Source organism: Desulfacinum hydrothermale DSM 13146, assembly GCF_900176285.1.
GTDB classification, from domain to species: Bacteria; Desulfobacterota; Syntrophobacteria; order Syntrophobacterales; family DSM-9756; genus Desulfacinum; species Desulfacinum hydrothermale.
The window spans coordinates 1-22,482 of the sequence record NZ_FWXF01000002.1; the positions used below are offsets into that span (position 1 = coordinate 1).

Here is a 22,482-nt window from a genome sequence, read left to right on the forward strand (position 1 = left end):
CGAGATCGCTTCACATTTCGATGTCCAGACCACTTTCCTAATTTTCTCATCTAATCTGCCTCCCCACACTCGTCACGGATGGGTTGCAGCAGATCGGCCGCCTCGTCCCGCATCACGAACGGCGCGGCATCCACGGCGGCCGCCACCACGGACAGATCTTTGTCCTTCCAGCGGTGAAGGATCATTTCGATGACCGGAGCCGCCTCGGACAGACCCCACATGCCGGCGGCGTTCAGTGCTTCATAGCGAAGGTTGTCATCGTCGGATCTCAGGGCCTCCAGGATCTGCTTGTGGAATCCGCTCACCCACCGCATGCAAAAAACCGCCGTCAGGCGCCAGTCCGGATCCTTGGAGGCGTAGGCGGACGCCACCTCCTCCTCGTGCCAGTCCTGGGGAGCACGCACCGAGGCTTCCAACACGCGGCGCCGCACCAGCTTGGGCAGCTTGGGATCCAGGTAAAGCCGGTGCAGCGTCTCCTGGATCTTGTCGAACAGGGCCTCGCTGATCGGAGACGCTTCCGGCTCCTCGAAGCCTTCCACGTCCACATACTCCAAGGCGGCTCCCAGCGCCACGGCGGCCATGCCGCGAACCTCCTCGTCGTCCGTCTCGTCCGTCGCCACACCCAGAAGCCTCTCCGCCATGTCGTCACTCATGACCACCAGGTCCCCGGCCATTTCGCAGGCCATGAGCCGGCTCTCGCGATCTGCGCTCTTGTCAGTCAGCGCATCCACGAGGAGCTCCGGGGTATCCTCCGGCCAGTCCCAGGGGTCCAACAGCGTCAGGCCCGCCAATTTTTCTGATTTTTCCATCTTCGTCTCCTTCGGTTCGTTGCATCGCTTGTACGCCGAGCCCTGTGCTTATAGTGTCTTTTGCCCGTCGGACCAAGTCATGTTTCGCCCGCCCCCCCTTTTTTTCTCACCCCTGGGCTCTTCACCGTAGCCCAGGGGGGACCCGGCCATTTGACAAGGCGTTTCCTGCGGGTCGTGTTTGCCCGAAAAAACATCCACCCCTTCTGGGAGTTGGGCACCCGACGCGCCCGCGCCACGTACCTTGTCTTGCGGGAGATAGGGGCAGGTTGCAAACCCAGCCCTACAAGGCTCCCAAAGAGCCCCTGGGCACAGTGGAATTTCAAGCAATTGGAAATCTCCCGAAAGGCGGAAAGGCCATTGTCGCAAAGGCTTCTGGAGCCGGCCCCACGGCACAGCTCCAACCCATGACGGCACGATCCCACAGCCCGAATCCCCGCCCAATCCCTTGAAGGACACATGGACAATGAAAGCGGCGAGACGCCTTACGTAGCGAAACACCTCTTTCGGGGCCCGCCCGGATGTCGTTTCGCAAGGTGATCTGGACTCCAGATCGGCTGCTTCACCGCTCTGGAAGACGGCTGTAACCACGGCGTTCTGGGAGAAAACGTACGGTCCTTCCTTTTGGGCACTTGCCGGGCAGGCGGCTCTTTCGCACTCTGAAGGACCTGCAACAGGGCAACGGTAAAAAAAGCGGGCAATCCACCGGGTAGGGACTTCAGGAGACCACGTCTTCTTTTTCGAAGAGCCGACCGGAAGATTCCCCGCCCCTTTCCAGCTCCTGGATCCAGCCCTGAATCCTCTGCGATCCGTAGGCCTCCCGCCACGCCTCCACAATGGCCTGCACGGGCACATCGGCGTACTCTCCGTGATAGGCCAGGTATTCCATGAACTTTTCCCGGTCCTTGTTGTAGGGATGCAGCAGGGAATCACTTCGACCATCGAATTCCAGAGGATCCGTGCCGTGCCGTAGGCACAGCTCCCTATTGAAAGCGGGAGTGGCCTTGACCCAGCGGCCCTCCAGGAAAAGAGCCGTATAGCCGTGATAGACGAAGACATTGGATCCCAGGTAGTCCAGCAGCTGGCGGGTGGCCAGATGGTTTTTCACGGTGGCGAAACCGATGCGGGCGGGAATGCCCTGAGACCTGGCCAGCGCACAAAGAAGGGCCGCCTTGGGAATACAAAAGCTCCGGCCCCGTCGGATCACTTCACTGGCCCGGTAGTGTTCGGGTAGATAAAAGGGCGAATAGGGATCGTACCAGATCCGATCCCGCACGGCGCGGTAGAGCCGTACGGCCTTTTCCACGGGATCCACGGCACCGCCCACCGCTTCCCGTGCAAAATCAAGCACCCGCGGATGCTCCCAGTCCAGTATGCCCGTCGGCGCAAGATACTCATCCATCGTCTGCTCCATCGCTTCAGGATTCTCGGCCACCCGCTTCCCGCCCCACCATTTTGGAAAACCAGCAGCCGATTTGACCAACAACCCATGGGACTCAAACTGCATTGCGTTTTAGCACGATCCAAGACCCGAACCAACTGCAGCCAATGGGTGACGGCCGTTACGTTTCCGGGCCCAGCGAAACCGCTGGAAAAGCTCGGCATCCTGGCATCTATGCGTGAACCATACGGAATCTGAAAGGTTAAGGGCCGGGATCCGGCCCCGCCCTTGCGTTCCTTTCGGAGCGCTCCCGCAAACCCGTCCTCCCATGCCTTTTCATACCGTTCTTCCGGTGTTAGCATCGGAAGGCGGCCGGAGTCATTGACACAGCAAAACATTTTTTGTTTTAACCAAACCGCCGGCGCGCTAAGATGTCCGGGCACGGACAGCTCACCGTGACCGTTCACGCGATTCCGTGTCGCTCTCCTCCCCTCTCAGCCCGTGCCGCATGCCGAACGACCGCAGAGCCTCCACAGGAACCCCCTGGACGGAGCTTTCCCCGCACCGTTCGTTTCAACCCGGTTCGCCTTGCCCCAAGGCGGCCTGATGCCACCCATCGCGAAGGAGGTTAGCCCATGCAGCACACCGACGATGTGAGCCGAGAAGTTCAAGCGCTGAACCTGGGCGCCAAGGTCCGCGATCTTCGCCAGAAATTTCGATACACGGTCCAGGACCTGGCGGCCAAGACAGGCCTTGAAAAGGAGCTGTTGGATCAGATCGAGGCCGAGATGGTGGTGCCCCCGGTGGCCACCCTACTCAAGCTGGCCAAGGCCTTTAACGTGGGATTGGCCTACTTTTTCCAGGACGAGCTCACCGGCCAGAAGATTTCCATCACGCGAAAGAGCGAGCGCACCCGGCTGGAGCGACGTCCTCATCACCGGGAAGGCGAAGTGACCTACATCTACGAGACACTGGAAAACAAGAAGCCGGAAAAGCACATGGAGCCTTTTCTGGTAGAGTTTCCTGTCATGGACACCGCGGAGATGGTCTTCGTGAGCCACGAAGGCGAGGAGTTCTTGTACCTCATGGAAGGGCGCCTGGAGTTTCGCACGGTGGATCGAGTGGAGGTCCTGGAACCCGGCGACAGCATTTATTTCGATTCGGATATCAGCCATAGCTTCCGGTGCATCGGGGACGCACCGGCCAAGGCGGTGGTAGTGGTCTGGAGCAGGCCCTAAGTAGGGGTTCCACAAGGAGAGGACACAGATCATGATCGAGGTGAGATTTCACGGACGAGGCGGCCAGGGGACCGTGGTGGCCTCCATCCTCATGGCCAAGGCCTTTTTCCAGGCGGGATATTATGTCCAAAGCTTTCCGCTGTTTGGGGTGGAACGGCGCGGCGCTCCGGTGGAAGCCTATCTACGTCTGGACAAGACCAAGATCCTCATGCGCACCAACGTTTACACCCCGGACCATGTGGTGGTGCTGGACCCCACGCTGCTGGAAGGAGTGGACATCACACGGGGGCTCAAGCCTGGAGGCTGGATCCTCATCAACGCACCGGAACCTCCCACCGACCTGCGGGCTTTCGCCACTTACAAGCTGGCCCACGTGGACGCCACCCGAATCGCCATCGCACATCGGCTGGGCACCCGCACCCATCCCATTGTGAACACGGCCATGATGGGCGCCTTCGCCCGCGTTTTGGGCGAACCACCCTTGGAGACCGTCACGGAAGCGATCCGGGAGGAGGTCCCAACCAAACCGGACGCCAACATGGCGGCCGCCCGCGAGGCCTACGAAAGCGTGGTGCTGCTGGGCCCCGTGGCCGAGGCGGCCAGCGCGTGAGGTGTTGCCATCCAGGTGTGAGGAGCCGGGAGCGAGGAAGTGCAGGAGGCCAGAGCCACCGCCGCCTTCGCTCTCTTTCCGAAGGGATTGGGGGATTTCCCCAACGCATCGGGCCCCGCACCTGACCAGTTACGGATCACGGCAAACGAGGTTATCCATGACACAGCAAGCGATCTCCCAAACCGTTTCCCCACCGCTCATACCACGGTCTTCCACGACCACCGAATCCAACAAGACGGGGTCCTGGCGATTCTTGAAGCCTCGCTACGACGAAAAGACGGCGCCGTGCAGCGCCGCCTGCCCCGCCGGAGAAGACATTGCCCGGGTGGAAATGCTGGTGGCCCAAGGGCTCTTTAAGGAGGCCTGGGAAACCATCCTTCAGGAGAATCCCTTTCCGGCCGTGTGCGGCCGAGTCTGCTTTCATCCGTGCGAACGGGCTTGCAATCGAGGGGAATTCGACGATCCCATCGCCATCCACACCCTGGAACGCTTTGTGGCCGACACCGCCATGCGATACGACCTGCAGGCGGACATCGCACGCCGTCCCGTTCAGGGCCCGCGCATCGCCGTGGTGGGCTCCGGCCCCAGCGGTCTGGCAGCCGCCTACTTCCTGGCACGGCTGGGCTACACGTGCGACGTCTTCGAATCCATGGGCGAGCCGGGAGGGGTCCTGCGCTGGGGTATCCCGCCCTATCGGCTCCCGGTCCACGTCCTGGAATGGGAAATCGATCGGATCCGTTCCTTGGGCGTGGAGATCCACTGCAACCACCGGGTGTCCGCCGATTTCCTGCGCCAAGCGCGCGACCGCTACCAGGCGGTTTTCATCGGCTGCGGCCACCATCGCAACGTGGATCTAGGCATCCCGGGGGAAGATCTGGACGGAGTGGCGGAAGGGTTGCCGTTCCTGGAACAGGTTCGCGCGGGCAATCTCCCGGACCTTTCGGGCCGGGTGGCCGTCCTCGGAGGCGGCAACACGGCCGTGGACGTATCCCGATGTGCCTTGCGGCTTGGAGCGAAGCCTGTGATCGTCTACCGACGACGGCGCCAGGATATGCCCGCTTTCGAACACGAAATCGCCATGGCCCTGGAGGAAGGGGTGGAACTCATGGAGCTGTGGACGCCCCTGGAGATCACGCCCCACCCGGACGGCTACCGCCTGGTGCTTCAAAGGATGGCAGTGGCCTCCCAAGAGGGGCCGCGCGCCCAGGTCCGGCCCGCGGCGGGTCAAACCCAGGAATTGGTGGTCTCCAAGGTCTTCAAGGCCATCGGAAACGCACCGGAAGAATCCTGGATGCAGCCCCCCGAAGGGGATGCACGGACGCTTCGGCTGGCCAACACCGCCCTGGTTGAGCTTCATGGCGGGCCGCTGGTGGTCTACGGCGGGGATCTGGCGGCCTTGGAAAAGTCCGTCACGCACGCCGTGGCTTCCGGCAAGGAAGCCGCCATGGCCCTGGACACCTACTGCCAGCAGGGCTGGGACGCCGTGGAATCCCGGATCTCCCAATGCCGGGTGGGACCGGGACCGTCCCTTTCCATGGAGATGTACCTGGGAGGGGACCGGTGCCGGCGCAACCCCCACGTGGTGGTGTTTCAGGAGATCAACACGGACTATTTTCTCTACGCGCCGCGCCTGGCCCAGCCGCGCCTTCTCAAGGAAGAGCGGGTCCGAGACTTTTCCGAAATCGATCTCAAGATCTCCGCTGCCCTGGCCATCCGGGAGGCGGAACGCTGCTTCAACTGCGGCGTCTGCAACCAGTGCGACAATTGCCGGCTCTTCTGCCCCGACCTGGCCGTGTGCCGGGACGACAATCCCCAAGGGCGCCGCATCGACTACGATTACTGCAAGGGATGCGGTGTGTGCGTGGTGGAATGCCCCCGCAACGCCATGGCCTTGGAATGAGGATGGATCGCCAAGACGGCCGTTGAAGAGGCGACGGGATCCACAGGAGGACGAAGATGAAAAAGGTGGTGGAAGGAAGTCATGCCGTATCGGAAGCGGTGCGGCTGGCTCGCGTGGACGTGATTTCGGCCTATCCGATCACGCCCCAGACACATATCGTGGAATTGCTTTCCGAATACTGTTCCGACGGCACCCTGAACGCCCGATTTTTGAGGGTGGAAAGCGAACATTCGGCCATGGCCGCCCTCATCGGGGCCGCCTCGGCAGGGGTGCGTACCTTTACGGCCACCTCATCCCAGGGACTGGCGCTCATGCACGAACTGCTCCACTGGGCGGCCGGAGCCCGACTGCCCATCGTCATGGCGGAAGTCAACCGCGCGCTGGCACCCGGATGGAACATTTGGACGGAACAGACCGACAGCCTGGCGCAGCGGGACACGGGCTGGATCCAGCTCTACTGCGAAGACGCTCAGGAAGCCCTGGACACCACTCTCCAGGCCTTCCGCCTGGCGGAAACGGTCCATCTGCCGGTCATGGTGGTGCTGGACGCCTTTTTCCTGTCCCACACCTATGAGCCCGTGGACATTCCGGAGCCGGAGGAGGCGGACCGTTTCCTGCCCCCATTCCAGCCCGCCTTCTGCCTGGATACGGAAAACCCGGCGGCCTTCAACCAGCTGGCGCCGCCCAACGCCTACATGGAGATGCGCCGCAGCATGCAGGACGCCATGGAATCGGCCTTGGACGTGCTGGACGCCATCGAGGACGACTACGAAAGGCTCTTCGGCCGGCGCTACGGGGCCGTGGAGGCCGTGCACTGTGACGATGCCGATATTATCTTGGTGACATCGGGCACCATAACCAGCACCAGCCGCCTGGTGCTCCGCCAGCTGCGGGAAAAGGGAGAAAAGGTGGGGCTTGTCAAGATGAAGGCCTTTCGGCCCTTCCCCTTCGAAGCCCTGCGAATCCACACGGCCCATGCCAAGAAGCTGGCCGTGATCGATCGCAATTTTTCCTTCGGAGCCGGCGGCATCTTCGCCCAGGAGATTCGGTCGGCCCTGTGCAACCTGGCGCGACGCCCCCTGGTCTTCGGGTACGTGGCGGGGCTGGGCGGTCGGGACGTGACCACCGATGTCATTGAAGACATTTACTGGAGGACCAAGACCAGCGCCCATCCGGAGGCGGAAAGCATCTGGATCGGGCTCCATCAACCGGCTCCCGCCGCCTGAGGCGGCCGCAACGAGGTGAAGCCATGGAACTGAACGTTTTGGATCGAGACTACATGTGTTCCGGGCACGTGGGCTGCCCGGGCTGCGGCGCGGCCATTGCCATGCGCTTTCTTTTGAAGGCGCTGGGGGAAAAGACCATGATGGTGATCCCCGCCTGCTGTTGGTCCATCATCGCCGGCCCTTACCCCCAGTCCACCCTGAAGGTGCCCGTGTTGCATACGGCCTTTGAGACGGGCGGCGCCGTGGCCAGCGGTCTCCGAGCCGCTCTGGACACCAAGGGCGACACCGAAACCACTGTGGTGACCTGGGCCGGGGACGGAGGCACCTTCGACATCGGCTTTCAGGCCCTGAGCGGTGCCGTGGAGCGGAACGAAGACTTCATCTATGTGTGCTACGACAACGAAGCCTACATGAATACGGGCGTCCAGCGCAGTTCCTCCACACCCTACGGCGCCTGGACCACCACCACGCCCGGCCAGGAATGGAAGCGGCTCCGAAAGAAGAACATTGTGGAAGCGCTGGTGGCCCACCGCATCCCCTATGCGGCCACGGCCAGCATCGCCTTTCCCGAGGATCTGGTTCGCAAGGTCCAAAAGGCCAAGAGCATCAAGGGATCCCGGTTCCTGCACATCTACGCGTCCTGTCCCACGGGCTGGCGCATTCCTTCCGAGATGTCCATCAAGATTGCCCGTATGGCGGTGCAGACCAACATCTTCCCGCTCTACGAGGTGGAAAACGGAGTGCGCTACACCATCAACTACATGCCCAAAGGCTACCTGGTGCGGGAATACTTCAAGCTGCAGGGCCGCTTCAAGCACCTGACCGACGACGACCTGGAGCAGATCCAGGAGATGGTCAACGAGGACTGGGAGCTCCTGCTTCGAAAGGCGGGCGTTGCCATGAGCGCCGCCGGCACCGTGGCCTGATGCTGGGATGGGGGACCCCGGACGGGTGGGATCGGGTGCGTCTATAGCCTGGTGATCACCCGCCCGTCCAGGGTGCGATAGGCGCCCAGCAGGTTGGCCGTGAGGCAGCAATGGACGGGCGTGACGGCCGCCAGGTCCCCCACCCGGAAACGATCCCAATGTTCCGGACACACTCGAACGATGCCGTGTTCCTGGGAAAGGGCGATCACCCGACAGCAGCCCGTGGGCAGCTCCCAGCCGTCTTCTCCCCAGGCCGACACCCAGCCGTAGACGGGAGCGCCGTCGGGCCCTTCCACTCCATCCTTGGATAGATGCACGGCGCCTCCGTACAGGACCAGCTCCCGGCGCTGCGGATGACGGGCCACCACCGGGCAGGCGGCCACCATGGCCACGTCTTCCATGGCGCAGGCGCCTATACGGTGCTGCATGAGGTCGTAGAAGACGAAGGCCCCGGGGCGGATCTCATCCACGCCGGGAAAGTCTTCCGCCACCGAACAGGAAGGTGTGTCGCCCACGGAAACCTGCAGGTCCGGATAGAGAGAGGCCAGCACCTCTTTGGCCCGGGCCATGGCCTTGAGGGCCTGTCGGTGCACGGCCACGATCTCATCCGCCCCACGGGCCTTGTAGCTGTGGCCCGCATGGGTCAGGATCCCCCGAAAGGCCACTTGCCGGCTTCCTTGCAGCACTTCCACGAACCGTTCCCAGGTGGCCGTATCTTCCGGCAGTACCCCCGTTCGATGATAGCCACAATCCACCTTGATGAAGAGGCCCACGGGGTGGCGAAGATCCCGCTCGAGCGCCTCCACCGTTTCCGGGTGGACCGCCAGGAGATGGAGCCGGATGCGGCTCGCCAGGTCGTCGATGGCGGCCATTTCCCGCAGGTTCACGGGGAAGGCCACCGTGACGTCGTCCCATCCGTCGTCGGCAAAGTAGCGGGCCATGGTGAGAGACGATACGGTGATGGCCGTCACCCCCACCTCCCGAAACCAGCGCCCGATCTCCCGGGATTGGTGCGTCTTGAAATGGGGGCGGAACCGCACCCCGCATTTTTCAGCCTTTTGGGCCATGGCCTCGATGTTTCGGCGCACCTTGGCTTCGTCCAGGATCAGTTCCGGTCGTTGGATCCGGTCCAGCTTCACCATGGGCTTCCCTCGTCTTCCGTTGCGGGCATTTTCTTCCAAGGGCTCCTAGGCTACAATGAATGGCCGCCGACGTGAACCCTTTTGTCGGCGCGCGGGTTCCGGTTCGCAGATCACGGTTTACGGTTCGCGGAGACCACCATGTTGGGACGCTATTGGCCCCTGATCGCCTGGCTCTTGTACCTCATCGTGCCGACGGATCTGTTCCCCGATACCTTCATCGGACCCGGCTGGACCGACGATCTCCTCCTGCTGGCAGCCGTTTACTACCTCTTTTTCAGAAAGGGCGCTCCGTGGGAACGCACCACCCGATCCCGATCGGGCGCAGGCGCTTCCAGTGGGCAGAGCGGATCGGCTGGAGATTCCCGATCGCAAGGAACGGGCACTTCGCGGCCATCGTCTTCCGGGCCCCCGGACCCCCATGACATCCTGGGAGTGACCCCGGATGCGGATTGGGACACCATTAGAAAGGCCTACCATTCCATGGCCAACCGGTATCACCCGGACAAGGTGAGTCACCTGGGCGAGGAATTCCAGCAATTGGCCCACAAGAAATTTAAGGAGATCCAGTGGGCTTACAACACCCTTGCCAAGCAAAGAAAGGACGGACGAGTATGAGTGAAACATGCCTGGGTGGGATCCATGAGCGGGAAGACTACACCTTTCAGCTGGTCAACATCGAGTGCATGCCCCAGTCGGACCATTACAACGTGGTCATGGGCCTGCACCAATCCATCGACGAGCTGCTTCCTTATCTGGCGGCGGTTCTTCCCGCTTGTTCTTACGCGCACGGAACCGGGGTCATCAACCTCATGGACGAGGGCCACATCGTGGCCATCTACGGCGATCGAATCACCATCACCGACGTGACGGGTCTGGAAGACGCTGAAAGCTGGTGCGAAAGGTACATGGCACGGATCCGGGATGTGAAACGGCGAAAGGACGCCATCCAACCGGTGGAGCGCCGGCAGGTATCGCTCACCGTCATGGACATCTACCGCCGGCTACCCAAAACCAACTGCGGCGCCTGCGGGGACCTCACCTGCATGGCCTTCGCGGCCCGGGTCTTCCGCCGCCAGGTCCCTTTCGGCGCCTGTCCGGAAGTCCCCCGGGAAGCCCCGGAGACCCTCGCCTTTATGGAAGAACTGGCGGCACAGGGCTTTCCCGCCGAAGCATGAAACGCTCACCCCAAACGGCAAGCGCCCCGACGCCCACACCACGGCCCGCCGATGAGGGATTACGGAGGTTGCTCCATGGCCACAGAAAACCCGAAGCGCTGGATGCTCTGCCACACTTTGGCCAACCGTTTCGAAGCGGATCTTCTCAGTGACGCGCTGGAAAAGGAAGGCATTCCGGTCCTGCTGCGCTCCTTCGAAGAGACCGCCTACGACGGTCTTTTCGTGCCGCAGCGTGGCTGGGGGCAAATCCTGGTCCCGGCCCAAGAGATCACGCGCGCCCGAGCCGTGATCGCCCCCCTGCTGGAGACCTTCCAATCCCGAGGCCCCTACCAGAGCCTGGAGAAGCTGGACCCACTCCTGTGGGAGCGTCTGAAAAAGGAGGACCCGAAGGAGGTGTGCCGTCGCGCCCAGGTCCAGTGGATGGAGGACCGGAACGCCTACCGGATCCCCTTTTTGAACGGCGCCTATGCCTGCCGCCCCCAGGACGAAACCCTGTCCGTGCTGGAAGAGCTTCCTTCCAGCAAATTGGACTTTCAGACCGGCCTGGTTGTTCTGCACTATCTTCTGGAAGCCCGGCCGGAGCCCCTGGAAGGCCGATGGATCAGCGAAAAAGAGATCCCGGGAGGCCTGCAATTCTTCGCGGGCCCCCACGCCTTTCCCCTGCCCTGGGTCCTGCGAAGCCTGGACCACGACCTGGACCGCTTCTGCGAGGCGGCCGAGATCATGGGCGGGACGCCCGTGGATGCGGGCGATGCGGCCTACCGATTCTGGGTGCTTCCCCGCATTCCCATCCAAGCGGTCTTTTGGGCGGGAGACGACGAGTTCCAGGCGTCCCTCGGCCTGCGCTTCGACCCCTCCATCTCCCGCCAACTGGAATCCCTGGACACCATCTGGGCCCTGGCAAACCTCTTTTGCCGTCAGCTCCGCGCCGCCGCCCTCGACGGCGAGTAGTTCTGGGGTAGTAGGCTCTCGCAGGATTATGGCCAGCCGCACCGGGCCCAACGCAAAAACCGTCGCCTACCCCCAAAAGCATCCAGATCTACTCATCCTTCCATACCTATACAGTTGACTCGTTGAACGTCTCTTAATTATAACTGTAATGTATGCCTCTCGGAGCCGCAACTGAGGGAAATGGGATCGCAACATCAGTAGGGAATCCTTTACGGAGATGGAGGAAGAACATGAAGGCGCTTCTGACTCTCATCTACACGCTTCTTTTTGTTTACAACATGGCATTTGCCGGAGACCTTGTGACCGGAAAAACAAAATACGCTACCTTTGAGCCCGGCGATCAGATCCTTGCTCAGGATGACTTCAGCCAATGTCCTGTAGGAGAGATACCCTCCGGATTTGAAAAGATCACAGGCGCGGTAGAGTGCGTCAAGTACGAAGATCAGATTTGGGTGGCGCCCAGTACCGACAATGACATGCGCTTATACAAAAAGGTGGATTTGGGCCGTGACAATTTCTCCATCGATTTTGATTTGCTTGAATACCAAGATATTGGCGGTGCCATCGGGCCCAAGTTCATCCTGCGCCTTCTGGAGAGTCGCGGCCCAGCCTGGGACAAGGCCAAGGTGCCATATGACGTGGAAATCCAGGGATTTTACAATACTTGTGCAGTCAAACTGGAAGGCATCGGCGAGGTAACCCGAATCAAAGCGGCTCACAAGAAGAAAACCCATATCGCTATTCAGGTAAGAAGAGGCCAATTTCGAATTTATGTCGATGGAAAGAGGACTGTTTCTGTGCCCTTCGACAAATTGACACCCAATGAGCATATCAGTGGGTTTGAGTTCATGTTTGTAGAAGATACTAATGCTTACGGAATGTTGCTGAGCAACTGGAAAGCGGCCCAATATACGCATAAGGAGTCAAAACCCACGCCTGAAAAAATTGGCATCGGCGTCGAAAAAACTGAAAAGGGCATGAAGCTGACGGTACCCGAACGGGTCCTTTTTGATCTCAACAAATTCACTCTCAAGCCGGAGGCGAAGGAGGCACTGAGTGTCGTGGCAGACGTCATTCGGGAAAACCCCTTCCGGATCATTCTCGTTACGGGCTACACTGACGATACCGGAAGCGAAGCCTACAATCTGAGACTCTCCTTGCAGCGAGCACAATCGGTAGCCGACTTCCTGATGTACTGCGAAAAAATCGATGCGGACAAATTCCAAATCGAAGGAAAGGGGGAGGCGGAGCCCATCGCGGATAACAAGACGGAGGCCGGCCGGGCCAAGAACCGACGAGTCGAGATAAAACTTCTGAAGTAACCAGCGGTTGAAGTCCATTGAGGACAGAAAGCTCTTCTTTGTCCCATGGAATCCGTGTGGCCAAGACGCCCCACGAGCTGGGCCGCCATCAGAACTGGTCCATGGCAGGGGGTTGACCATGAAAAAAGGCGTTGTCCTGTTCATCATCCTTTTTTTCCTGACTCCCGCGTACTCAGCCGACCATTGCTTGGAAGTAGCTCGCAGGTTGTGGGCTCTCCAGAACCAGATAGTGGCCAAGAGTTTCAGACAACTTCCTCCCGGCGCATGGGCACAATACGCGTCCAATATCAAGGCTGTTTACTTGGGGCAGCAGGTTTCACCGAGAACGGGCATGAAGCTTCATGTGATTGAGTTCACCGGCGGCCCCACAGGACAGATCTGGTACCAACTCACACCCAAAGACATTCCATATCAAGGGGAAACTCTTCGTTTTTGGACCCTGGAGCCCATGGAAGCCTATATCCTGATGGGACACCGGGCATCTTACATCTCCAAGCGCATTTTGGAGACCTACATGAGAATGAGTGGAAATCGTTGGAGTACGATCCTTGAAGAGGGCACGATCCTCAGTCCCCCGAACTGTGATGAAGTCCCGGAGATACGAGAGACCACCTTCGTCCTGGCGTCGGGTAAGAAAGTGAAGGCAACGGTCATAAGATCGCAAGAAAACGGGGCCAAGCTGTACTGTAGCCCGGATGTTCCGTTTGGCTGGATAAAAGTCAAACATTCGGATGGTACCACGGGCGCCGCCCCGCTTATGGACTTTGGATTCTCCGGTGCAAGAGCCAAAATCTCAAGGAAGATGGCAGCCGAGGCTCAGCCCATTGTATTTCCGGCAAGTCCGTTGCGAGGTCCGGCAAAGAGGTAAACATCCAATGAAAAAGACCCTTTTTTTCGTAACTGCAGGCCTCCTGCTAATTCCTTCGCTTTGCCGGGCGAACGTTTTTGAGCTTTTTGCCTCCCATAAAGAGCCTGGAGCTTTTTATTTCACGCCGGCGGCCACGTCCAAGGAATGCGCTCTCTTTGGGTATATGAGCAAGATCACCCCCACTGCCCAAGAGATCGATGAGGAAAAGAGACGGATCCATGCGATCATAGATGAAGCCGTGAGGAATGGGTACGGGAACTGGGGCAATTTTGAAAAGGCAATGCGCGACGCTGGAGAACAGAGTGGTCAAGATGTAAGAAAAGAAGCGCCACCATGGGTCAGGTCCTTGACCCCGTCTTCGCTCATTAAAGAGGCTGTACCCTTTCTTATGAAAGGGTCTTTGTCCTATGCCAAGGCCCACGCTGAGGCCACGCGGGATCCGGTAGGCAGCGTGGGCGAAACCGGGGTGATCATGGTCGATCCTTGGGGCGGGGTCGCCAAGGTACCTCTGGGGATGAACGCTCCGGTAGTGTCCATAGATATCTCGCCAAGCGGCTGGATGGCTGCCGTCTTGACCGATATGAGCTTTGAGGATGAAAACGGCCGTTTGCATCCACTTGGGGAAATTTCGCTCATCGATCTGAGATCAAAAACCCGAACCTACTCCTGGATCTTCGCCAATCTGGCCGAGCGGGTGGCGTTCGTGCCAGGGGCCAACATGCTGGCATTTGATTGCTACGCGGATATGAATGACTTGAGCAAACGAGAGGTGAGATTTATCCACCTGAAGAATCGGCAGGTGACCAAGCACCACTTCCGGCTGACGGCATCAGGATCGGGGCTGATTTTTGGCAAGAAAGTGCGTTATCCAAACTTTATACCAGCTCCCACCGAACCGATTGTCGCCTTCTACACCCAGGGGATGTTTGATCTGTGCGATATCCTAACAGGCCAGACGCTCCTCAAGCTCACAACCAACAGCCACGTCCTGGCTTTTGCCCACCGGCATCCATGGGTATTCACTGGAATCGGCGAGCTATGGGATTTCAAGGCCAAAAAGCGTTTGGGCACGATCAAGCCCCGGCTTGGGAGAACGCTGCTGTCCCTTGGGCAAGCACGCTTCACCCGCAATGACCGCTACGTCTTTTATCTTGAAGGGCGCATTTTGACCCGTTTCGATACCGAACGTGCCAGATCGACCATGAGCACAGGTGAAAGCCGGAGCAGAGCCGGCCTTTTCTTTCTTACTCCTGACGATCGTTTTATCGTGGCGTTTGTTCCCGGAAAAGGGATGGTAACCTACAAGCAAAATTATCTGCGAAGACAGCGGCTCTGCCTACGCATCATCGCCTCCGACACTTTGCGGGCACAGCAGGACATTTGCCCGAAGGGATCCACGGTGGTCGATGCCGCCATGGCGGGAAATACGCTGATCGTTTCCGACTTCGATCACCTTTACGTCTATGCCAATGCCGCTTCCATGGCCGCACCAGAACCGGACCATGGGGAACCTCACTCCTCTTTACTGGAAAAGATCGAAAGAAACCCAGGGCAATTTGCAAATAAGATCATCCAATTGGACGGCTGGGCGTGGGGATGGATGGCCCAGCCGCCAGCCTCACTGAAGGGCCGGTCACCGCGTTTTGCTCGAAACAATTACGGTAGCAGAATGGATGGAACGTTTACCGACGGTATCGTCCGGATCCGCTACCCTATTCCCGTTAAATATTCAGGCCCCTTTCATCTTAAGGCAAGAGTGGCCATTACTCCCGCGGGGTGGCAGCTGGTACCCGTCGATTGATGTGCAGCATCCACGGCAGACTGTCGTCCCAGGACACCCCGGATTGGCGTTTGGAGCGAAACCTCGGTAGAACGGCACCACGGATGATTCTCCCATCCGGGATCGAGTTGAGCCGCGGACTCCGGCCGAGATCAATCGGCCCAGCGACTCACCACATAGAACGCTCTCTAGAGGGACTCCTCTAAAAAGGATTATCTACTCCATCCTTTGTTCACAGCGGTCCTTCGGAAAGCCAAAAGCTCCGATCGTTAATCCGGGAAAGACCACGGCGGCAACGGTTCCTGTCATGATCAGGGTCACAAGGGCCCGCGGGGGTCAGTTTTCACCAGGTCTCTTTCCTGGAGATCGAGCTGCGGAGCTGGACCGGTGAAGACCGCGTCGGGGCCTACCGGGTGCGTGTGCCGTTCAGATAGGTGTGGTTGAGAAGACCCGGCACGAAGGGTCGCTGGGACACATCGGGCGGAGAAAAGTCGAAGACCCTTTCCAGAAAGAGGGTCACGATGCGGAAGGTGGCTCCCCAGAGCACTTCCACCTTGGCGCCGTCCTGGTGGAGAAAGCAGCTGAAGTCCCGGGGAGTGGGATCGACGTGGCCCGCCACGTCCGGATCCACGTAGAGGCGGTAGCGGTAGTAGTTTTCGGGATCCAGCAATTTCCTGAGCGGGATCGACACAATACGCTCCACTTCCCTGTTGGGAACGAAGCGATGCGTTCCTTCGATCCAGCCCACCAGTGGATGGATCACCTTGGTAAAGAGCCGCAGTCGCTCGGGTGGCAGGGGTCCCAGAAAGCGCACCTTGAAGGGATTCAGGCGCATCTCCTCCCAGCTTTCCCGTAGGCAGGTGGCCAGATGCACGGCGGTGAGATGAGCCTTCCCGGGGCAGCGCTTTTTCAGGCTTTTCCAGTATGGCCATTGGCCCAAAGCGAAGGGCCGGAGCGTGAACAGGCGCCCCAGCACCGAGTCCAGGCCCTTTTCCACCGCGCCTCCCGGGCAGCACAGGTCGCCCGCCTGCCGCACCAGCCGCGAGCGGCGGTTGAGGATGATGCACCCTTCCTGCCGACACCCGGTTTCCGACAGACCGCATCCCAAAAGGAGCAGCACGCTGGAAGACGCATGGGCATCGCTGCAGACGGCAGCGCCCGGCGGTCTTTCTTCCAGAATGGAAGCGAGCCGCTCCTGGATGTGGACTTGCAGCTCTTCCGGATGATCCAGCAAGTCCTCCCACCAGGCCTGGGGGCCCGGATCGGACGGCGCACTTAAACTTTCAATGTGGGCAGCTCGGCCCATTTGGCTTTCAACCTCTTGGCGGAGATGGGAAATCGGGTTTTGATCTCCGGCGCAAAAAGACTCAACTTGTATTCTTCCAACATCCACCGGAATTCGTCAAGAAAGCAGAGCACCTCCCGAGAGGTATCGGGCCCCACGGCCGCCAGCGCCTCCTCGTAGCGCGCCTGGTAAGGCTCCACCCCCCGCCACTTCTGGACGTCCTTTTCCGGAGCCACGTAGGCCCGTTCCGCGCGGATCCCGAGCCCCTTGAGGTACCGGGGAAGCCGACCCATCTGCTCCCGGCGGTAGCAAACGAGAAAGTCCGGAGGCACCAGCTGTTGCACCTCACGGGCCACGGCGTCCAGCCGGGCCAGCGCCGGCGGGTTGCCCCGGCTTCGCTCCCGATACTTTTGGAGCACCGATGTCACCTGGTAGCGCTCCCGGACGACCTCCAGCACCTCTTGCCACAATTCGCGGGACCGCGGCCCAATGCGTGCTGGAAGTTCGCGCACGGTTCGCCGGTACTTGTCTTCGTCCGGCAGCTGGGGATCGTGCAGGTCGAAGAGTTCTCTCAAGATATAGAGATGCAGGCGCCGTTCGGCTTCCTTCAAATCGCCCAGGAAGGTGCAGGTGGCCAGCGGCAGCGGCGTCATTCCCGGCCGGGTTCTTGCCGGAACGGGGAAGATCCATTCCTTGCGGAGAGTTTTGAGCACGGGGGCGAAGGTCCACTGGTATAGGACCAGCAGGCCGTCCCGGGTGGCCAGCATGGCTTCCTGGGGGTCGGCATAGAGGCGCACGGCCACGGTGTTTCCTTCGGCGGCAAGGCCAGGGTAGGCGCAGCGCATGACGCCGAAGGCGTCCCGGCCCAGCTCGATCCGCTGCGGAAGGCTTCCAAAATCCCAGGCGGTGAGTCCTTCACGCTCCCACTGCCTGCGGGCCTTTCGCCACACCGCGTCCTGATGGGACCCCACGGCCGTGGCCTGCAGTTCCAGCAGATCCCGGCCGGTCTGGATCACCTTTTCCTGAGCATCCACCACACGAAACCGCATCTTCAGATGCTCCGGCAGGCCCCGGCGGTCCCATTCCGCCACGGGCACCTGCACCCCAGCGGCCCGTTCCAGAGCGGCGCTGAGCGCCACGTAGAAGTCACCTTCCCCGTAGATCAGTTCCTGCATCACCCGCTGGGCCGTTTCCGGGATGGGAACGATCCGGCGCCGGTAGTGCTTGGGAAGGGATCGGAGCAGATGGAGGATCTTATCAGCAAGGAGCCCGGGAACCAGCCATTGAAAGGGTTCCGGATCCAGCCGAGGCAAGACGTGGATGGGCACCGTGGCCGTCACCCCGTCTTCCTCCTCCCCCGGGCAGAAGGCATAGCTCAACGGCAGCCGCACATCGCCGGCGGCAAAGGAATCGGGAAAGTGTTCCAGCGCCTCCCAGTTGGGCGCTGCCTGCAGCAGGTCTTCTTCCGTCATGCGAAGCGGCGCGTCGCTTCCCTGGTCCTTCAGCCACCTTTCGAAAGTCCGGATGTCCGCCACCTGGGGCAGACGCCGGTCGTAGAAGGCGAAAACCGCTTCGTCGTCCACCACCAGTTCCCGTCGGCGGAGCTTTTCTTCCATACGCTCCAGCTCCTGGCGGAGCTTCCGGTTGTGTTCCAAAAATGCGTAGGGCTTGACGGTCTCTCCTTCCACCAGGGCGGACCGGATGAAGAGGCGCCGGGCGTCTTCCGGATCGTATCGTGCGTAGTCCACCTTGCGCCGATCCACGATGGGAAGGCCGAACAAGGTCACCCGCTCATAGGCCACCACCTGCCCGCGTCGCTTTTCCCAGTGGGGTTCAAAGGCCCGGCGCTTCACCAGATGCCGGCCCAGATCCTCCAGCCAGGCGGGGTCGATCACGGCCGTGGTGCGGGCGAACAGGCGGCTGGTCTGCACGATTTCCGCCGCCACGATCCATTCACCCCCCTTGTTGAACAGGGCGGAGCCGGGGAAGATCATGAGCCGGCGGCCTTTGGTTCCCTGATAGATGTTCTTTTCCTTTTTCATGGCCACGTGGCTCAGATAACCGCTCACCACGCACCGGTGGATCGCCTCGTAGGAAGCCGGAGCCCGGTCCTTTGCCGGCGCGTGAAGATCGACCGCTTCTTCCAGGATGCCTCGGATTTCCTCCGCCACGTTCACCCATTCGCGCATGCGCCGGTAGGACAAGAAATGTTCCCGGCAGAACTTTCGAAGCTGGTTTTGGGATCCCGCCTCCTTCCACTTCTGATGATAGGCCTTCCAGATGTTGAGGAGGGTGAGAAAGTCGCTTCTTCGGTCCTTAAAGCGGGCATGGGCCTGGTCCGCCTGGGCTTCCTGTTCCAGGGGCCGTTCCCGCGGATCCTGGATGCTCAGGGCCGCGCACAAAACGATCATCTCCTCCACCGCCCCTTCCTTTTGGGCCTGGATGAGCATGCGGGAAAGGCGCGGATCCAGAGGAAAGCGGGCCATCTGGCGGCCCAAGGCGGTGAGATGCCTTCGGGCGTCCACGGCCCCCAGCTCCTGCAAAACGGCGTAGCCGTCTTTTACGGCGGAAGGCGCTGGGGGATCCAGGAAGGGAAAGGTGCGGATGTCTCCCAGCCGTCCGGCCAGCATCTTGAGGATCACCTCCGCCAGGTTGGACCGCTGGATTTCCGGAGGCGTGAATTCCGCACGGTTCAGGTAGTCTTCTTCCGAATAGAGGCGCAGGCACACACCGGGGCCCACCCGGCCGCAGCGGCCTTTACGCTGGTCCGCACTGGCCCGGGAAATGGGCACGATGGGAAGCCCCTGGGTGCGGCTCCGCGGATTGTACATGGCCAGACGTGCCAGGCCCGTGTCCACCACGTACCGAATGCCCGGGATGGTCACGGACGTTTCCGCCACGTTGGTGGCCACCACGATCTTGTCCTGGGAAAGGGGGCGAAAGACCCGCTCCTGGTCCGATCCGGCGAGCCGTCCGAAAAGCGGAAGCACCACCGTGTGGGGAAACCTCTGCTCCTCCAGGCGCGCCACGGTTTCCCGAATGTCACTTTCCGTGGGCATGAAGACCAGCACGTCGCCGCGGGCACCTTCCCGGCGCATCTCGCAGACCGTCTTCACTGCTTCATCCACGTAGGTGCTTTCGCCGTCCGTATCTTCCGACGCCGGCCGGTAGACGACCCGCACCGGATAGGTCCTTCCGGACACGTGGATGATGGGCGCCCCATGGAAGGCCCGGGAAAAGCTTTCGGGATCGATGGTGGCCGAGGTGATCACCACCTTGAGGTCCCGGCGGCGGGCAAGCACGCGGCGAAGGAGCCCCAGCAGGAAGTCGATGTTCAGGCTCCGCTCGTGGGCTTCGTCAATAATGAGAGTGTCGTAAGCCTTGAAAAACTTGTCCGACTGGGCTTCGGCCAGCAGGATCCCGTCGGTCATGAACTTGATCCGGGTGGCGGCGGACACTCTTTCCTGGAAGCGGATCTTGTAGCCCACGAAACCGCCCAGCGGAACGTTCATTTCTTCGGCCACCCGACGGGAAAGGGTCACGGCGGCAACCCGCCGCGGTTGGGTGGATCCGATGAGACCGCGCCGACCGCAGCCCGCTTCCAGGCACATCTTGGGCAGTTGGGTGCTCTTGCCCGAGCCCGTATCGCCGGTCACCACCACCACGGGGTTCTCTCGGATGGCCTGGACGATCTCGTCTTTTTTCTGGCTGATGGGCAGTTCGTCCGGATACCGAAGCGGCGGGATCTCCTCGGGGCGGAGCTTCGGACGACGGCGGGGGAAGCCTCGGGAAGGCTTCCCCCGCCGGGTCGGTCGGTCTGCACGGTCGTGACGGCTCATGGGATGGCTTCGGGCCCCTCTCCTATCGGGCGATCATGGCCCGCATCATGTCCCCTGCGTTCTGGGCGTGATTGGAGATGTCGCCCATGTATTCCACCAGGCGCACCAGGTGGAAGGCAGTCGTGGGATTGTCGAAGGGATAATTGAAGAAGTCCGACAGGAGTTTTCGTTCCACCTGGTCCGACTCGAATTCGTATTCACGAATCTGCTTGATGGCGCTCTTCACCATGGCCCGGTGATTTTCGGAAAAGCTCTGAAAATAGCTCTCCGCCGCCAGCACCAGGGGATGGATGGATTTGAGCACGTTGGTGATCTTTTCCACCATGAGCAGCAGATCGTCCACATATTCATCGGGAATCTGCGTGTTTCGGTAGGACAGCCAGTGCAGGGCGTCCTGGGTGGAATCCAGGATCTTGTCCTGTTCGCGCAGGTACCAGAGAAGCTGAAATTTGTCCACGGGCATGAGGATCCCCTTGGGCAGGTGGCCGCGGATGTTCCGCTTGACCGTGTCCCCCTCGCTTTCCACCACGATGACCTTGTTGTGGTACTTTTCGAAATCCTCGAAACTTTCGTCCAGGTAGGCCAGGACGGCCATCTTGAACAAGGGGCCGGCCTCCCGAATGAGCTCCGCATGGCGCAGCAGCCCTTCGAAGGGGGACTTTCTAAAAATACCGAGAAGCGCAGACCGCATCATCCATCTCCTTGTGCCTATAGAAAGACAAATGTAAGCAACTTGAATATTAGCATAGTCGGGATCGCGGCCAAAGGAAGAGTGATCACCCAGTAGACCACGATCTTGCCCACCACCTTGAAATCAACGGCGGAAAGACCACCCGCCAGCCCCACACCGATCACAGCGCCCACCGCTGCGTGGGTGGTGGAAACGGGAAGGCCCATCTTGGAAGCCACCAATACGGAAGTGGCCGTTCCAAAGTCCACCGCGAACCCGCGGGTATTGGTGAGGGTGGTGATCTTGGATCCCACCGTCTCGATGACGCGATAGCCCCACGTGAAAACGCCGATGGCAATGAATAGACCGCCCGCCACCAGAAGGAACCAGGGTACGGGCGCCTTGGGTGAGACGGTATGCATGGTGTAAATGGCATAGATACCGGCCAAGGGCCCGATGGCATTGGCCACATCGTTGGCTCCATGGGCCAAGGCCACGTAGCAGGAGGTGAAGACTTGAAAGCGCCTGAAGATCTCTTCCACTCCCTCCTCGTCGATTTTGCGGATGGTGCGCCCCAACCATTTCTTGGCCGCAAAGCCCAACCCCGTGCCCAGGGCGGCGGCCAGCAGCATGGATCGGGAAAGCCCCAGATCCAAGGCCTTGCCCAGCGGGGTTTTGAGCAGGAAAGACATGACCACGATAAAGACCGTTACGCCACCGAAAAGGGGCGACCAAACGAGCGCCCGCACAAAAGCGTTGCGCCGTTTGAAAATCATCTTGCGAATAAAAATGAAGATCACACAGGCCAGAAAGCCGGCAAAGATGGGCGACAGTATCCAACTGATGACGATGGCCACCACCTTGCCCCAGTGCACGGCGTTCAAGCCCCCGGCCACGATGCCAAAGCCCAGAAGAGCCCCCACGATGGAGTGGGTGGTGGAAACGGGAAACTGGCTCCAGGTGGAAAAGAAGACCCAGAAGGCCGCTGCCAGCAGTGCCGCCAACAGCCCCAGCATCATGATGTTGGGATCGCTGGTGATGGCCGACGCGTCCAGGATGTTCTTTCGAATAGTGGTGGTGACGTGGGAGCCGATAAAGGCCGCGCCAACAAAATCCAGGATGCCGCCGATAAAGACCGCCTGGCGCAAGGTGATGGCCTTGGCCCCCACAGCGGAGGCCATGCCGTTGGCCACATCGTTGGCACCGATGTTCCAAGCCATGTAGGCCCCCGCCAGAAAGCCGATGATCAGGATGATATCCGCCACAGAACACCTCGCGATCAAGAAGAAAATACCCGAGGAAACGACCGACCTCTCCCTGCCCGGTCCGAGCTGCTTCAACGGCCTTGAAAGGCCAGCGGATC

General features: G+C 60.5%; 18 protein-coding genes. 11 read left to right on the forward strand and 7 right to left on the reverse strand.

From position 1 onward, the window contains the following. Positions 1-50: 50 nt before the first annotated feature. Together B9A12_RS02500 and B9A12_RS02505 are read right to left on the reverse strand one after the other, a co-directional pair. Positions 51-809 carry a hypothetical protein gene (locus B9A12_RS02500; RefSeq protein ID WP_084055983.1) on the reverse strand — a complete coding sequence of 253 codons (759 nt, stop codon included), beginning with the start codon at positions 807-809 and terminating at the stop codon, positions 51-53. Between the two features lie 715 nt (positions 810-1,524). Further along, positions 1,525-2,208, reverse strand: a complete 684-nt coding sequence (locus tag B9A12_RS02505) for a transglutaminase-like domain-containing protein (RefSeq protein WP_245802328.1) — start codon at positions 2,206-2,208, stop codon at positions 1,525-1,527. Positions 2,209-2,822: 614 nt separating this feature from the next. Between B9A12_RS02505 and B9A12_RS02510 the strand changes: the two genes are divergently transcribed. The 5 genes from B9A12_RS02510 to B9A12_RS02530 all read left to right on the forward strand — a co-directional run bounded on the left by B9A12_RS02510 (position 2,823) and on the right by B9A12_RS02530 (position 8,087). Continuing rightward, on the forward strand, positions 2,823-3,425 hold the full coding sequence (locus tag B9A12_RS02510; RefSeq protein ID WP_084055985.1) for a helix-turn-helix domain-containing protein: 603 nt from the start codon (positions 2,823-2,825) through the stop codon (positions 3,423-3,425). 31 nt (positions 3,426-3,456) lie between these two features. Then, positions 3,457-4,035 (forward strand): 2-oxoacid:acceptor oxidoreductase subunit gamma family protein, encoded by a 579-nt coding sequence (locus B9A12_RS02515; RefSeq protein WP_084055986.1) that lies wholly within the window; start codon positions 3,457-3,459, stop codon positions 4,033-4,035. Between the two features lie 157 nt (positions 4,036-4,192). Beyond that, positions 4,193-5,935: an FAD-dependent oxidoreductase gene (locus tag B9A12_RS02520; protein ID WP_084055987.1), complete on the forward strand. Its 1,743-nt coding sequence runs from the start codon at positions 4,193-4,195 to the stop codon at positions 5,933-5,935. Between the two features lie 56 nt (positions 5,936-5,991). Next, positions 5,992-7,161: a pyruvate ferredoxin oxidoreductase gene (gene porA / locus B9A12_RS02525; RefSeq protein ID WP_084055988.1), complete on the forward strand. Its 1,170-nt coding sequence runs from the start codon at positions 5,992-5,994 to the stop codon at positions 7,159-7,161. Between the two features lie 23 nt (positions 7,162-7,184). Further along, positions 7,185-8,087 carry a 3-methyl-2-oxobutanoate dehydrogenase subunit beta gene (locus tag B9A12_RS02530; RefSeq protein ID WP_084055989.1) on the forward strand — a complete coding sequence of 301 codons (903 nt, stop codon included), beginning with the start codon at positions 7,185-7,187 and terminating at the stop codon, positions 8,085-8,087. Between the two features lie 41 nt (positions 8,088-8,128). Here the strand turns inward: B9A12_RS02530 and B9A12_RS02535 are convergent, their stop codons facing one another. Continuing rightward, on the reverse strand, positions 8,129-9,229 hold the full coding sequence (locus B9A12_RS02535; protein ID WP_084056423.1) for an alanine racemase: 1,101 nt from the start codon (positions 9,227-9,229) through the stop codon (positions 8,129-8,131). A 138-nt stretch (positions 9,230-9,367) separates the two neighbouring features. Here B9A12_RS02535 and B9A12_RS02540 point away from each other — a divergent pair, with 138 nt between their 5' ends. The 6 genes from B9A12_RS02540 (at position 9,368) to B9A12_RS02565 (ending at position 15,346) form a co-directional block, all read left to right on the forward strand. Next, a complete protein-coding gene (locus B9A12_RS02540) occupies positions 9,368-9,844 on the forward strand; it encodes a DnaJ domain-containing protein (protein ID WP_084055990.1) in 477 nt (158 codons plus the stop codon). Next, positions 9,841-10,404 (forward strand): (Fe-S)-binding protein, encoded by a 564-nt coding sequence (locus B9A12_RS02545; RefSeq protein ID WP_084055991.1) that lies wholly within the window; start codon positions 9,841-9,843, stop codon positions 10,402-10,404. Before B9A12_RS02540 ends, B9A12_RS02545 begins: the two co-directional genes overlap by 4 nt. 75 nt (positions 10,405-10,479) lie before the next feature. Beyond that, positions 10,480-11,355, forward strand: coding sequence for a DUF3786 domain-containing protein (locus B9A12_RS02550; protein WP_170920284.1), 876 nt, complete (start codon positions 10,480-10,482; stop codon positions 11,353-11,355). A 230-nt stretch (positions 11,356-11,585) separates the two neighbouring features. Beyond that, positions 11,586-12,677, forward strand: a complete 1,092-nt coding sequence (locus B9A12_RS02555) for an OmpA family protein (RefSeq protein ID WP_170920285.1) — start codon at positions 11,586-11,588, stop codon at positions 12,675-12,677. A 118-nt stretch (positions 12,678-12,795) separates the two neighbouring features. Next, complete coding sequence (locus B9A12_RS02560) at positions 12,796-13,545, forward strand: hypothetical protein (protein WP_084055994.1); 750 nt, start codon at positions 12,796-12,798, stop codon at positions 13,543-13,545. Positions 13,546-13,552: 7 nt separating this feature from the next. Then, on the forward strand, positions 13,553-15,346 hold the full coding sequence (locus B9A12_RS02565) for a hypothetical protein (RefSeq protein WP_084055995.1): 1,794 nt from the start codon (positions 13,553-13,555) through the stop codon (positions 15,344-15,346). 385 nt (positions 15,347-15,731) lie between these two features. On the opposite strand, the gene B9A12_RS02570 is transcribed toward B9A12_RS02565, so the two are convergent. Genes B9A12_RS02570 through B9A12_RS02585 form a run of 4 tightly spaced genes read right to left on the reverse strand, consistent with a single transcriptional unit; the run spans position 15,732 to position 22,384 of the window. Beyond that, complete coding sequence (locus B9A12_RS02570; RefSeq protein ID WP_084055996.1) at positions 15,732-16,631, reverse strand: NUDIX hydrolase; 900 nt, start codon at positions 16,629-16,631, stop codon at positions 15,732-15,734. Further along, positions 16,601-20,449 (reverse strand): ATP-dependent RNA helicase HrpA, encoded by a 3,849-nt coding sequence (gene hrpA / locus B9A12_RS02575; protein WP_084055997.1) that lies wholly within the window; start codon positions 20,447-20,449, stop codon positions 16,601-16,603. The genes B9A12_RS02570 and hrpA overlap by 31 nt, the downstream gene beginning before the upstream one ends. Positions 20,450-20,471: 22 nt before the next feature. Further along, complete coding sequence (locus B9A12_RS02580; protein ID WP_084055998.1) at positions 20,472-21,143, reverse strand: TIGR00153 family protein; 672 nt, start codon at positions 21,141-21,143, stop codon at positions 20,472-20,474. A gap of 14 nt (positions 21,144-21,157) precedes the next feature. Further along, positions 21,158-22,384 (reverse strand): inorganic phosphate transporter, encoded by a 1,227-nt coding sequence (locus tag B9A12_RS02585; protein WP_212636806.1) that lies wholly within the window; start codon positions 22,382-22,384, stop codon positions 21,158-21,160. Positions 22,385-22,482: the final 98 nt, after the last annotated feature.